This is a genomic window from Paraburkholderia sp. UCT2 (assembly GCF_014397665.1).
In the GTDB taxonomy this organism is placed as follows: Bacteria; Pseudomonadota; Gammaproteobacteria; order Burkholderiales; family Burkholderiaceae; genus Paraburkholderia; species Paraburkholderia tuberum.
Genome location: NZ_VZQO01000005.1, coordinates 38697 through 52772, shown reverse-complemented (window position 1 = coordinate 52772; position 14076 = coordinate 38697). Strand labels below are relative to the sequence as shown.

Sequence of the window (14076 nt, the reverse complement as noted above, 5' to 3'; positions counted from 1 at the left end):
CCGCTAGATGGCCAACCAGAAAACGATGCCGCACAGCGCGAAGACCACCCAGCTGCCGTGGTCCTTGGCCGCGAACACGATCGGATCGTCGTGCATCTGCCCGCGATGCGCGATGACCCACGTGCGGCTCACCCAGTAAAGCAGGAGCGGACAGGCTATCCAGATGAACTGCGGATGCCGGTACAGGCTCGTGGTATTGCCGTCCTGAATGTAAAGCGCGAGAACCAGTACGGAAAGATAGCCCGAGGCGGCCCCAAGCGACGAGATCAGCGGCAGATCGTCAGCGACATAGCCCCGGCCGCGCGATTTGACGAGGCCGCGCTCCTGCAGCGCGAGGAGTTCCGCATAGCGCTTGACGAGCGCGAGGCTTAGAAAAATGAACATCGAGAATGCGAGCAGCCAGAACGTGAGTTTAGCATCGATCGCGGCGGCGCCGGCGATGATCCGCGTCGTATAGAGGGAGGCCAATACGACGACATCTACCATGACTCGCCGTTTCAGGTGAAACGAATAGGCCAGTGTGAGGATGTAGTAACCCAGCAGTACCAGCATGAACTCGCGCGGCAGGGATAACCACGCGATCGCGCCGCCCAACACCAGCAGAACAGGAAAAAGCGCCATACCCCACACGAGCGGGACAGCGCCGGACGCGAGAGGCCGCCGACGTTTGGTCGGATGGTGCCGGTCGTCTTCGAGATCGAGCAGGTCGTTCAGCAGATAGACGCTCGACGCGCACAGGCCGAACGCGAAAAAGGCCAGGATGGCGGCGATGACCGCGGGGACGTGCGACAGTTGATGCGCCGCCAGCAACGGGACGAAGATCAGCAGATTCTTGAGCCACTGATGCAAGCGCAGCGATTTCGCCCACGCCCCTGGCCAGCCGGAGCGTTCGTCGATCACGCGCTCGACATTGCCTTGCTTGCGCGCTGCGCGCTCCACACCGTTCGATGGATTGACCACATATGCACGCTCGGCGGCGGCCCAAACGGCGACATCGTCGTGAGAATTTCCCGCGTAATCGAAGCCCTTCTCGCCGAACTCGGCGACCAGTCTGTCGCGCTTGCGATGCGCGGACAGATTGACCGCGCCATCCGTGGCGAAGGTCTTGTCGAAAAATCCCAGATGATCGGCAATCGCGTTCGCGTAGCGCTCATGGCTGGCAGTAGCCAATACGAGGGAGCGTCCCGCGGCGCGCTCCGCTTTGAGCCATTCGATTACCGCGGCATCGTAGGGCAGAACGGTGACATCGATATTGGTCGCTTCGGCGAGATGAGCCTTCAGGCCCGGTTTGCCCTCGCGCGCAAACCACAGAAGAGGCTCGTAAAACCGATGCGGGGCAGACTTGGCGAACGCAAATCCGCATTCAATCAGGACATCCGATCGAATCAAGGTACCGTCGAGGTCGACAACGAGAGGTTTGCTGCTCATGCACTGGGCCGCCGCAGGACAGATTTAAGATGAAGAGCCATGAGATTTGGCAGGAATGGGTTCTGCCAGAATGCCTGGTTAATCCAAACCGCATTGGGCCTGATGTTCGAACCGCGTAAAGCGAGCACACCCTACTATCCAGCCACCGGACCTGCAAACCAACCGGAGCGCCCGTGCAGAGGCCGTCCGGTCTTGCCAGTTGCAAAACGACGCGATGCCCGGCGAAGTTTCGCCGAGCTGGGCAAATATTACAATACTTGATACGCAAGACAGTTCAGTAGCCCACCAAACTTCCGCGACTCAAGGGAGTTCGAGGGAACAACTACCCGGCGTCAGACGGCCACTACCTGCCGATATAGCGCTTCGTAAGCGCTTCCCAACGCTGGCCCCGAAAACAACCGCTCATACCGTTCCCGCGCCGCCGCTCCCATGCCGCGCGCCAGTGCTTCATCCAGCGCCAGCCGGTTAATCGCGGCGATCAGCGGTTCGGGCGCCTCGGGCGGCACGACAAACCCCGTCACCCCATCCTCGTTGACGAACGAGGTCCCCGACCCCACCTCACAGCACACCATCGGTTTGCCGAACATCGCGGCTTCGACCAGCACCATCCCGAACGCTTCGGAGCGCAAATGCGAGGGCAGCACCATCGCGCGACAGCCCTCGAGCAGCGCAACCTTTTCCTCATGCGTGACCTGCCCGGCAAACACGACGTTGGTCGCGCCATGCTGCCGCGCCAAGGCGGCGAGCCGCTCGCGCTCCGGCCCCGAGCCAGCGATGACGATTTTCGCCTGCACCTGCCGGGCGGCCTCGACGAGCGTATGCAGTCCCTTGTAGTAGCGCAACACGCCGAGCGCCAGAAAATACGGCTCGCCCGCCGCCAGGCCGAGCCGGCTCTCGAGCTTGCGCTGCGCATCGAGCGGCTGCGGCTCGTCGCGATAGTCAATGATGCCGAGCGGAATCGTCTTCAAACGCTCCTTCGACACGCACGCGGCAAGCGTCTCACTGGTCCGCGCATAGGCGGCCGACGTCGCGACCACCGCGGACATGCTGCGCAGCGTGCGCCGCATCAGCGGTCCATAGACGGCGCCGAGCAGCTTCTGCCGCACGATGTCGGAGTGGTAAGTCATCACCGTCGGTTTGCTGGTGCGTCCGAGCAGATGCAATACGTCGGCGAACGGCCACGGAAAGTGGAAATGCACGACGTCGGCCCAGTCGGCCAGCTCGCGATACCTGATCACCGAGCACGGCCCGCCGAGATCGCACGATGCCGGCGCCGCCCACGATTTCTCGCGGATCACCTGCCCTTCCGGGCGTTCGACGACGGTCGGCGTCGGGCTCGGCGACAGCGTCAGAATGCGCGGTTCGACGCCGCGCTCGCGCGTCGCTAGCGCAATCTGGCGGATCGCTTCCTGCAGGCCGCCGGGCGGGTCCGGGAAGTACGTGCGGTACACATGAACGACCCTCACGTGCGCACCTCAGCGCCGTGTGGCCGCGCGCCGCCGCCGCCCGCCTGCGGGAAGTGGAAGGTGATCGCCAGCATCTTGTCCAGCCGCGCTTCCCACGTGTTCTCGCCAACCGCCGCGCGCGCTTCCTCCACGCTCAGCTTGCCGCGTGCAAGCTGTTTCTCGATCGCCGCGATGAACGCGTCGGCATCGCTGCCCACTTCGAGCCCCGCGCGCGGTTCCTTCGCGAAATCGAGCGGCGTCGATACGACCGGCAGACCGGCCGCGAGATATTCGTAGAACTTCATCGGAAACATCGAGTGCGTGTATTCGTTGATCAGCGTCGGCAACACACCGACCCGCATGCCGCGCAAATACTGCGGCAGCACGCGATACGGCCGGTAGCCGAGCAGATGCACGTTCGGCAGACGCTTGAGCTGCGCGAGCAGGTCGCTGCGCTGCCCTTCGCGCTCCTCGCCGATGATCACCCATTGCCACTGCGGCCGCGCCTGCGCGGTTTGCAGCAGCAACGGCAGATCGACCTTGAAGTCCGACAGCACGCCGTGATACACGAGCCGCGGCTCGTCGATCGCGGCGAGCTCGGCGGGCAGTGGGCCGTCCGCGCACGCCGCGCCGAAGTGCGCTTCATCGACGACGTTGCCGAAGAAATGCGTATTGGGGTTAAACGGCAGGCACACGTCCTTCAGCGACTGCGCAGTCGTGAATACCGCCTCGCAGCGCCCGAGCAGGTCCTGCTGGGCATTGCGGAACGCGTCGACGTCGACGCCCGGAATCGCCGCAATATCGTCGACGCAGTGGTAGACCAGGGTCCCGCGCGGCAGCGTCGCGATCGCATCGAGCATGTACGGGTGGTACGTCCACACGACCGGCTTGACGTAGCGATGCGACCTCGCGAAGCGGTTCACCGAAAAACGCAGCATCGCCTGATTCAGCGAGCGCACGAACGGCAGATGATGCCCGGCCGGCACCATCAGCGGCGACAGCACCCAGATGTTGTCGGCGCGGCGCGGCGGGCCGAGCACGAGCGACTGCACGCCGCGCCACAGACGTCGCCACAGGCGCGACCAGTCGCGGCCGCTCGCCACTTTCGGCGAGCGGAAGCCAACGCTTTCCACATACAGAATCCGCCAGCCGCGCGCGGCGAGGATGCTCGCCGTGTGCTGCTTGTTGGTCCAGTACGGCTCGTCCCAGTCGGCGGTCGAAAACAGCACGCAGTCTTGCGGGGCAAGCACGGGGTTCGTGCCGTCAGCCAACGAACACCTCGACCGGTCGGCCGCGCAGGCTGTCAACGATGCGTCGTGAGGCCAGTCCGTCGCCGTACGGATTCGCGCGATCGCGCAGCGCCGCGCGCCGCGCGGGATCGTCGAGCCAGCCGATCACCGCGCTTTCGATGCTCGCCGCGCTCTGGCCCGCGAGCGTCGCGAAACCGGCGTCGACGCCTTCGCGGCGCTCGGTGTGATTGCGCATCACGACGACCGGCACGCCGAAGGTTGGCGCTTCTTCCTGGATGCCGCCCGAATCGCTGACCACGACGGCGCTGCCGCTGATCAGATAAAGGCTCGTCGGATAGTCGACCGGCTCGATCAGCGCGAGGTTCGGGATGCCGTCGAGCTCGCGATGCACGGGCCCGCGCACGGCCGGGTTCAGATGCACGGGGAACACCCAGCGGTAATCGCTATAGCGCTGACACAGGTCGCGCAGCACGCGGCAGATGTCCTGCAGCACGTCGCCGAAATTCTCGCGCCGATGGCACGTGACGAGCACGTGCTGCTGCTGCGCGCCATGCCATGCGGGCAGCGGACTCGCCGGCGGCGTGACGCTCCAGCTCGCGCGCACTTCGCCGATCGCATCGACGACCGTGTTGCCGGTCACGACGATCTTCTCTGGCGCGACGCCTTCGCTGAGCAGGCTGTCGCGCGCGCGCGAGGTCGGCGCGAAATGCAGCGTCGCGATGCGGCCGAGCAGGCTGCGGTTCGCTTCCTCGGGAAACGGACTCGCCAGATCGCCGGTGCGCAGCCCCGCCTCGACGTGGCCGACGCGGATGCCGCGCTGGAACGCCGCGAAGCCCGCACAGAACGCGGTCGTCGTGTCGCCCTGCACGATCACCCAATCGGGACGTGTTTCGTCGAGCGCGCGATCGAGCGCGGCGATCAGGCGCGACGCGAGCGCGTTCAGCGATTGACCCGGGTGCATCGTTTCGAGCGTGATGTCCGGTTCGATGCCGAAGAATTCGAGCGCCTGCGCAGCCATGTCCCTGTGCTGCCCGCTCGCGCAGACGATCGTGTCGAACTCGCTGCGCAGCGCTCGCACGAGCGGTGCGAGCTTGATGACCTCGGGCCGCGTGCCCATCACCACCATGACTTTCATTGCAGTGCTTTCCCCGTCTCGACCTTGGTATGAGCGCCCCGGAACTCGACGCCGAGCGCGAACGGCGTCGTGTCGGCGAAGGGCGTGACGACGCGAAAGGCGCCGTCGTGTTCGACGATCTGCGCGAGCGAGCGCAAGCGCAGGAAATCGAGCGCGGCTTCCTCGTGCAGGAACAGCGGCCGTTGGGCCTTGCCGCGCATGTAGGCGATCAACTGCTCGTGCGCGTCGATGCGCGCCGCCTCGTCGGACCAGCCGTACGCGTAGCGCTCGGAGAACGGATGGTCGAGATAGCCGAACAGCGTGTTGGTCGCGTACGCGGTGTCGAAGGCCTGCTTGAAGATCGCGAGCGGATCGCCCTCTTTCAGCATGCAGTCGCCGTGCAGCATGCACTGTTGGCTGTGACCGACGAAGCCCGCCGGCAAGCCGGCCAACGCGCCGCCGCGTGCGCTCAGAAACTCCGGATCGTTGCGGATGATGCCGCCGATGCAGCCCGCGTAGCCCGCGTCGATCAGGCCGCGCATCGCGTACGGCGGCGACTGGTGAAACGGCGACACCGCGTAGCGCACCGGCACGCCGGTCGCTCGTTCGAGCAGTTCGGCCGATTGCACGCCTTCCGCGATCGCGGTGTCGTAGCTGCCGCCCCAGTTCGGCGAGTGCGTCGCCGTGTGCGACAGCACCGCGCCCTGCTGCCGGTCGGCAAGCAGTTCGCGCAGGATGTCGTGCTGGCCGCCGCGTTGCAGGTTCTGCGTATGCACGGCGAGCGTGAACGGCACGCCGAGACGCCGGTACGCGTGCCACAACGGGCGCGCCGATTCGACGTCCTCGTCGCAATCGAGCCGCGACGTGATCGCCGCGTCGTAACCCCACGGGAGTTCGCTCAGCACCGGCTGACATGGCAGCGCATCAGCGCGGTAGCGCGACAGAAACTGCTCGACGAGGCGCCATTCGAACGAATCGCACGGGCCGACCGGCCGGTTGAACCACAGCACGGCCGATGCGCCCGCATCCCACAGCGCCGCGTACGCGAACTGTCGCTCGCCGTTCACGACGACCGCGGCCAGCTCCACTTCGGCCGGAACTTCGGGCGCCTGCGCGAGCGCCCAGATCGAGCCGTCGGCGCGAATCGCGCCGTAGCCGAGGTTGTTCCATTCGTCGGTGAAATCGAAGCGCTCGAACGGGCGATGCCATGGCGCGCCGCCGAGTGTCTGCGCGAGCGCGCCGTAGCGCACCGCCGCCGCGCTTTCGCGCGACTCGCCCGAAGGCGCCGTTGCACTGCGGCTCGCTTGCGAGAGGTCGGCGGGCAACGCCGCGGGCCGATAACGCAGATAGTCCGCGAGCGCGATCGGCATATGGCCGAACACGATCAGCTTGCGCGGCCGCGCCTGCACGAACGCGATCAGGTCGGCGCTCCACGCATCGGGCGCGTCGACCGCGACCACGACGTCGGGCGCGCTCTCGTGCAGCATGTTGCGCGCGATCGCCTGGGCCTGGGTCGCGCTGACCGAGCGCCGCAGCGCCGCCAGCACGTATTGGCCAGCGTCGGCGCGGGCGTCGGGATACGCGACGCCGATCATGCGCTCACCACGTGACGGAATTTGGCGCGACTGCCCACGCGCACGAAATCGTCGTGGCCGACGTAGGCGATCGTGAACGCGTCCTGCCAGAAGTGGCGCAGCTTCGCGGTGGTGTCCTCCGCGTTCGCGTGCGGTTCGAGCACGATGCGCAAAGTGGGCGGCGCCGTGCGCAGATCGATCTGGAATTCCTGGATGCCGCCGACGCGGTGATCGAGCATGTCCTGGATGTGGTGCGTCGGATGCGCGACGCCGTTGATCGGCACGACGTCGTGAATCCGGCCGACCACGTCGGTCAGGAAGAAGCCCTTCTCCGTCTCCTGCACGCGCGCGAGGTCGCCGGTCGTGTAGCGGATCAACGGCATCAGCCGGTTGCGGAACCCGGTGAACACGAGCTCGTGCGCGCCGTCGGGGTTGTCCGGCGCGACGCGGCTTTCCGGCCAGCCTTCCGATTCGAGGATCTGGAAGCCGCCTTCGTGACCGTCGAGCTCATAGGCCATCACACCGAGCTCGGCGAGGCCGTAGCGGTCGATCACGCGGCAGCGCAACGCCTTCGCGATCATCTCGCGCGCATGCGGCTCGAGCAGCTCGCCGCTCGACTCGAACACCTGGAACGCGTTGCCGCCGCCGTACTTGCGCTCGACATAGCAGGCGAGCGCGTACATCGTCGACGGATGCGAGTGCGCGAGATACGGGCGGCGGCGCTTCAGCGTGCGCCACATTTCCTCGAGGCCGTGATCGTCGATGCGGTCGAAGAAGACATTGCTGCGATTCATCGCGAAGCATTTGAAGTCTTCGCGCGACGGCCACTCGGGCACGAGCTGATCCGGGAAACGGCACGCGAAGTGCAACTCCGAGCGATGGCGCAGCTTGCCGATCCGCTCGCGGCAATAGTTGGTGACCGCCGACGAATAATCGGCGCCTTCCTGGTCGTAGTAAATCGTCGTGGAGAGGCCGGTCGAGCCGCCAGTCTTGCACGCGTGGTGCTTGCCAGCCTCGAGCGGTCCCGACAGGAGACGCGGACCCTGCTCGCGGATGATGTCCTTGGTCAGATACGGCAGTTCTTCGAGGTAGCGCGGGTCGTTCCTGACCTTGGCGGGATCGAACTGCTTCGCCTGGAACAGGTCGCGATAGTAAGGCACCTTCGCGCCGGCGAATTCGAGCGTGGCGACGAGCCGTTCGAGCGCGATGCGGCGGCGATGCGGCATCGGCAGCGAATAGTGCTCGCGCAGCTCGCGGATTTTCGGGCGCACGTTGCGCTTTTCGGCGTTCTCCGCAATCGGATACGCGATATAGCCGCCCGCGAAACCCTTCAGCGTGCGAAACGGCTGACGCACCAGCAGGGATTCGGAGTAGCGCAGAAATGGGTGATTAGCTCGCATCAAATTCGAACCTTGTTACGCCTCGGGATTGGCCACGAGGGTGTTGCTGAACTGCGGGACTGGCTTGCGCCGGGGCGCGGTTTAGCCGATGAGCCGATGGATTTGCCTGCCGCCGTCGCGCTCGCAGCTCGCGCGTCGGCGCACATGCGGCAGGCTCAGCATGCGCCGCGCAGCTCGCGCGCCGGCGTGCTCAGTGCGGCAACTGCGCGGTGTGGCTGATGAGCGGCTCGTCGGATTTTTCCGACGGCAGCACGGGTTCGTCGGCGACCATCTTGCCGTGCTCCATCGAGATCTTGCGGCTGCACACGCGCGCGACCAGCGACGGATCGTGCGACGCCACCACCAGCAGCGCCGCCTTGCCGACGAGACCTTCCAGACGCTCGGCCGCCTTCACGCTGAACTCGGCGTCGCCGACGCTCAGCCATTCGTCCATGATCAGGATGTCGGCTTCGACGCTCGTCGAGATCGCGAACGCGAGGCGCAGCATCATCCCGCTCGAATAGGTGCGCACCGGCAGATTCAGGTAATCGCCCAGTTCGCTGAAGTCGGCGATCTCGTCGATCTTGCTGCGGATGCGCGCGGGCTTCAGCCCGTCGAGAATGCCGCGCAGATAGATGTTTTCGAAGCCGGTCGCGTCGGGGTCGAGGCCCATCGACACGTCGAGCAGCGACGCGATCTTGCCCCGCACCTTCAGCTCGCCGCGCACCGGCGCATAGACGCCCGACAGCGTGCGCAACAGCGTCGTCTTGCCCGAGCCGTTGTGGCCGATCAGGCCGACGCGCTCGCCTTCGCTGAAGGTGAAGCTCAGGTCGTCGATCGCGCGGACGATCGCATGGCGACCCGCGTCCTGGCCGATCCGGCCGCCCGTCGTCAAATTGAGCACCGCCTTTTTCAGCGAGCGATGCGAGTTCTCGTAAATCGGAAATTCGACGGAGATGTTACGAGCGACAATCGATGAAGAACTCACAATATCAAAGCCAGTAAGGAACGCGATTACGGAAACGCTTCATCAGGATCTGCGCGAACGCAAAGCCGACGATCAGGAGACCAATCGACCACGCCCACGACTCCCAGTGGGTCGGGCGGCCGGTGAGCGGCGCGCGCACCGTTTCGATCAGGTGATAGAGCGGGTTGTATTCGGCGACCCACGCGCGGTCCTTCAGGATTTCCGGCGACCACATGACCGGCGTGAAGAAGAACACGACCTGGATCAGGTTCGTGACGATCGGCGGAATGTCGCGAAAGCGTGCGCACAGCACGCCGAGCGTGACGCCGAGCCACACGCCGTGCAGCAGCAGGATCACGAGCGCGAACGGCACCAGCACGATTTCCCAGCCCTGCCAGTGACCGAACACGAACAGCAGCACGACGACGACCGGCAGGCTATGCAGCAGGATCACGAAGTTGCGCCACGCGATGCGGCACACGTGCACGGTGAGCGGCAACCTTATCTGCTTGATCAGATAGGCCGAGCCGATAAAGGCCATGCAGCCCTCGTTGGCAACCGACGCCAGATACGCCCACACGACGAGACCCACCGCCAGATACGGCAGATAGTCGGAGAGTTGCTGGTGCAGCAGCGTCGAGTACAACGCGCCGAGCACGACCACCATGATGACCGTGCTGAGCGTGAACCAGAACGGCCCGAGCACCGAGCGGCGATAACGCTGCCGGATGTCGTGCCAGCCGAGCGTGCCCCAGACCCGCACCGCTTTCATGCCGACCAGCAGGTCGTCGCGCTCGTTGTGACGTGTCAGGTCTTCCGAGTCGTTGGTAAAACTGATATCCATCTCAAGTACGTCCGTAAATGTCTTCGAAGCGAACGATATCGTCTTCGCCCAGATATTCGCCGCTTTGCACTTCGATCATCACGAGCTCGACGACGCCCGGATTTTCGAGGCGATGTTTGTGACCCGCCGGGATATAGGTCGACTCGTTGGTCGACACGAAGAACTCTTTTTCGCCGTTGACGACCTTCGCCATGCCGCTCACCACGACCCAATGCTCGTTGCGGTGATGATGCATCTGCAGGCTCAGGCTCGCGCCCGGCTTCACCTCGATGCGCTTGATCTTGAAGCGCGGCCCCTCTTCGAGCACCGAGTACGTGCCCCACGGCCGATGCACGGTGCGATGCACCTTGTACGTCTCATGGCCGCGCGACTTCAGCTCCGCGAAAATCTGCTTCACGTCCTGCGCGCGATCCCGGTGCGCGACGAGCAATGCATCGGGCGTGTCGATCACGATCAGGTTGTCGACGCCGACCGCGCCGATCAGGCGCCCGTCGCTGCGCAGATACGAGTTCTTCACGTCGACGAGCAGCGCCTCGCCTTCGACGCGGTTGCCGCTCGCATCGGCCGGCGACAGGTCGGACAGCGCGGTCCACGAGCCGACGTCGGTCCAGCCGAGGTTGCAGCACACGACCGCCGCGTGCTCGCACTTCTCCATTACCGCGTAGTCGAACGACAGCTCCGGCACCGCGCCGAAGCAGCCCGGCTCGAGACGCACCTGCGCGCCGCTCTTGCCTTCGGCGGACGGCGACTTGTCCATGCATTCGGCCGCGGCATCGAGAATGTCGGGACAATGCTCGCGCATTTCCTTCAGGATCGTGCCCGCGGTGAAGCAGAACATGCCCGAGTTCCACACGAACTTGCCCGACGCCAGATACTCGCGGGCCTTCTCCAGTGACGGCTTCTCGACGAAGCGCACGACCCGCTCGCCATCGGCTTCGATATAGCCGTAGCCGGTTTCGGGCGTATCCGGATGCATGCCGAAGGTGACCACGTTGCCGGCCTGCGCAAGCGTCTGCGCACGCGCGACCGCCGCGGCGAACGCGGTTTGATCCGCGATCAGGTGATCCGCGGCGAGCACCAGCATCACGGTGTCTGCGCCATGCGCCTTCGCCGTGTGCAAGGCCGCCGTGGCAACCGCCGCGGCCGTGTTGCGGCCGAACGGTTCGAGAATGAACGAGGTCGCGACGTTCTTGCCGTTCACCTCGCGGAAATCGTCTTCGGTCTTGAAGAACAACTCACGGTTGGTTACCGTGAGCACTTCCTTCACGCCGGGCAACGCGACCGCGCGCAGGAACGCTTTCTGCAGCAGGCTTTCGCCGTCCGCGAGACGGATGAACGGCTTCGGGTGCGATTCCCGCGAGACCGGCCAGAGCCGCGATCCCGCTCCGCCGCACAGAATGATCGGTAACAAACTCACAGCTCCCTCTCGATACCGTATTTTTTACGTGGCCATACTGGCTTGCGCGCGGTTGATGCACACGTTTGCAATCTACTGCGCATAGAACGTTAAATCCGCGCCTGGAACGCCCTCGCGTCGAGCGACATTCTACCGCCGCACCCTTTCACCATTGTCAGGAACAATCGTTTCGATCGGTCCCGGTCCACGACGGCATCATGGCGAGCGGCGTGCGCGGCAGGACGTCCGATGCGAGTGTTTCTTTCGCCGCACAGGCGCTCGCGAGTCCTGCGTCGAAACCGCGACTCAGGTGCGCGCCGCCGGCGACTTTGGAAAACCGTCCGTCAGACACAGCTTCAACGCGTCGCGCCAATGCGGCGCGGCGAGCCCGAACACGCGCGCCAGCTTGTCGTTCGACATTCTGGAATTGGCTGGGCGCTTCGCGGGCGTCGGGTAATCCGCGGCCGGAATCGGCAGCGTGTTCGGCCTGTTCGGCAAATCCGCGAGTTCAAAGATCGCCGACGCGAAACCGTGCCACGACGTCGAGTCGCCCGCGCACAGGTGATAGATGCCCGAACGCTCGTCCCACCACTTCGCGCCGTCTTCGGCGGCGAAGGACTGCGCGCACAGATGCGCGCTCAGCGTCGCGATCGTGTTGCACCAGGTGGGCGCGCCGAACTGGTCGGCCACCACCTTCAGCTCCGGACGATCGGCGCCGAGCCGCAACATCGTCAGCAGAAAGTTCTTGCCGCGCGTGCCGTACACCCAGCTCGTGCGCAACACGAGGTGATTCACGCCGCTCGCCGCGATTGCCTGCTCGCCCGCGAGCTTGCTGCGGCCGTAGACGTTCTGCGGATCGGTTGGATCGTCTTCGACGTACGCGCCTTCTTTCGTGCCGTTGAACACGTAGTCGGTCGAATAGTGGATCAGCGCGGCGCCGAGCTTTTTCGCTTCCTCGGCGAGCACGCCCGGTGCTTCGCCGTTGATGCGCATTGCCAGGTCGCGTTCTTCTTCGGCCTTGTCCACCGCCGTATAAGCGGCCGGATTGACGATCAGCGCGGGGCGCAGGTCGCGCACCACCGCGCGAATCTGATCGAGGTTCGACAGATCGAGCCGCGAGCGGCCGACCGCGACCACGTTGCCGAGCCCTTGCAGCGTGCGCGCGAGCTCATAGCCGACCTGGCCATTTACGCCGGTGACGAGAATCGTCCGTTTCACGTCGTGTGCGCTCATGCGATCCCCTTATGCGTAGACTTCGGCGTCGGCGAGACGCTTGCCCGCCGCATCCTTGGCCGCGAGCAGCGGCTCGAAGTCGACCGGCCATTCGATCCCGATCGCCGGATCGTTCCACACGATGCTGCGCTCGTGCTCGGGGAACCAATAATCCGTGGTCTTGTAGAGGAACTGCGCGGACTCCGACAGCACGACGAAGCCGTGCGCGAAACCGGGCGGCACCCACAGCTGCCGATGGTTCTCGACCGACAGCGTCACGCCGACCCACTTGCCGAAGTTCGGCGAGCTCTTGCGGATGTCGACGGCGACGTCGAACACCTCGCCCTCGACCACGCGCACGAGCTTGCCCTGCGCATGCTGGATCTGATAGTGCAGACCGCGCAGCACGCCTCTCGCCGAACGCGAATGATTGTCCTGCACGAACTCGACGCCCGGCTCGACCTTCTCGGCGAATTCGAGCGCATTGAAGCTTTCGAAAAAGAAGCCGCGCGCATCGCCGAACACCTTCGGCTCGATGAGCTTGACTTCGGGCAGCGAGGTTGCGGTTACCTGGATGGCCATGCGACGTGATCCGTGAGAATGTTTTGCAGGTATTGCCCGTAGGCATTTTTCGCGAGCGGTTTGGCGAGCGCGAGCAACTGCTCGCCGTCGATCCACTGCCGCCGGTACGCGATCTCTTCCGGACACGCGACCACCAGACCCTGGCGCTTTTGCAGCGTTGCGATGAAGGTCGCGGCTTCGATCAACGAATCGTGCGTGCCGGTGTCGAGCCACGCATAACCGCGGCCCATGATCTCGACGTTGAGCGCCGCGTTCGCGAGGTAGCGCGAGTTCACGTCGGTGATCTCGAGCTCGCCGCGCGGCGACGGCTTGATGTCCGCGGCGATATCGCAGACCTGCTTGTCGTAGAAGTACAGACCCGTGACCGCGTAGTTCGAACGCGGTTTGGCCGGCTTCTCTTCGATCGACAACGCGCGGAACTGCTTGTCGAATTCGACCACGCCGTAGCGTTCCGGGTCCTGCACGTGATACGCGAACACGGTGGCGCCGTCGGTCTGATCGTCGGCGCGTTCGAGTTGCTTCGCGAGATCGTGGCCGTAGAAGATGTTGTCGCCGAGAATCAACGCCGACGGATCATTGTTCACGAACTCGCGGCCGATGATGAAGGCCTGCGCGAGTCCATCCGGCGACGGCTGCACCGCGTACTGGATGTTCATGCCCCACTGGCTGCCGTCACCGAGCATCGCCTCGAAGCGCGGCGTGTCCTGCGGCGTGGAGATGATCAGCACGTCGCGGATACCCGCCACCATCAGCGTGGACAGCGGGTAGTAGATCATCGGCTTGTCGTACACCGGCAGCAGCTGCTTGGAGACGACGTGCGTGATCGGATACAGGCGGGTGCCCGAGCCGCCCGCGAGAATAATGCCTTTGCGCGCCATTGCCGTG

12 protein-coding genes are annotated in these 14076 nt (G+C 64.9%); all 12 read right to left on the bottom strand.

Annotated elements, in window-relative coordinates; genetic code table 11:
- Positions 1-3 precede the first annotated feature (3 nt).
- A complete protein-coding gene (locus F6X39_RS05900; RefSeq protein WP_187615934.1) occupies positions 4-1428 on the bottom strand; it encodes a UbiA family prenyltransferase in 1425 nt (474 codons plus the stop codon).
- Between the two features lie 332 nt (positions 1429-1760).
- Positions 1761-2894 carry a glycosyltransferase gene (locus F6X39_RS05895; RefSeq protein WP_187615933.1) on the bottom strand — a complete coding sequence of 378 codons (1134 nt, stop codon included), beginning with the start codon at positions 2892-2894 and terminating at the stop codon, positions 1761-1763.
- On the bottom strand, positions 2891-4144 hold the full coding sequence (locus tag F6X39_RS05890; protein WP_187615932.1) for a glycosyltransferase: 1254 nt from the start codon (positions 4142-4144) through the stop codon (positions 2891-2893). The genes F6X39_RS05895 and F6X39_RS05890 overlap by 4 nt, the downstream gene beginning before the upstream one ends.
- Positions 4137-5258: a non-hydrolyzing UDP-N-acetylglucosamine 2-epimerase gene (wecB, locus tag F6X39_RS05885; protein WP_187615931.1), complete on the bottom strand. Its 1122-nt coding sequence runs from the start codon at positions 5256-5258 to the stop codon at positions 4137-4139. Before wecB ends, F6X39_RS05890 begins: the two co-directional genes overlap by 8 nt.
- On the bottom strand, positions 5255-6832 hold the full coding sequence (locus tag F6X39_RS05880) for a polysaccharide deacetylase (RefSeq protein WP_187615930.1): 1578 nt from the start codon (positions 6830-6832) through the stop codon (positions 5255-5257). The genes wecB and F6X39_RS05880 overlap by 4 nt, the downstream gene beginning before the upstream one ends.
- On the bottom strand, positions 6829-8211 hold the full coding sequence (locus tag F6X39_RS05875) for a phenylacetate--CoA ligase family protein (protein WP_187615929.1): 1383 nt from the start codon (positions 8209-8211) through the stop codon (positions 6829-6831). The genes F6X39_RS05880 and F6X39_RS05875 overlap by 4 nt, the downstream gene beginning before the upstream one ends.
- Positions 8212-8401: 190 nt before the next feature.
- Positions 8402-9178 carry an ABC transporter ATP-binding protein gene (locus tag F6X39_RS05870; protein ID WP_187615928.1) on the bottom strand — a complete coding sequence of 259 codons (777 nt, stop codon included), beginning with the start codon at positions 9176-9178 and terminating at the stop codon, positions 8402-8404.
- 4 nt (positions 9179-9182) lie between these two features.
- Positions 9183-10001 (bottom strand): ABC transporter permease, encoded by an 819-nt coding sequence (locus F6X39_RS05865; RefSeq protein WP_187615927.1) that lies wholly within the window; start codon positions 9999-10001, stop codon positions 9183-9185.
- A gap of 1 nt (position 10002) precedes the next feature.
- Positions 10003-11418, bottom strand: a complete 1416-nt coding sequence (locus F6X39_RS05860) for a mannose-1-phosphate guanylyltransferase/mannose-6-phosphate isomerase (RefSeq protein WP_187611851.1) — start codon at positions 11416-11418, stop codon at positions 10003-10005.
- A gap of 285 nt (positions 11419-11703) precedes the next feature.
- A complete protein-coding gene (rfbD, locus tag F6X39_RS05855) occupies positions 11704-12630 on the bottom strand; it encodes a dTDP-4-dehydrorhamnose reductase (protein ID WP_187615926.1) in 927 nt (308 codons plus the stop codon).
- Between the two features lie 9 nt (positions 12631-12639).
- Positions 12640-13191 (bottom strand): dTDP-4-dehydrorhamnose 3,5-epimerase, encoded by a 552-nt coding sequence (gene rfbC, locus F6X39_RS05850; RefSeq protein WP_187615925.1) that lies wholly within the window; start codon positions 13189-13191, stop codon positions 12640-12642.
- Positions 13176-14069 carry a glucose-1-phosphate thymidylyltransferase RfbA gene (gene rfbA, locus F6X39_RS05845; protein WP_187615924.1) on the bottom strand — a complete coding sequence of 298 codons (894 nt, stop codon included), beginning with the start codon at positions 14067-14069 and terminating at the stop codon, positions 13176-13178. The genes rfbC and rfbA overlap by 16 nt, the downstream gene beginning before the upstream one ends.
- Positions 14070-14076 lie beyond the last annotated feature (7 nt).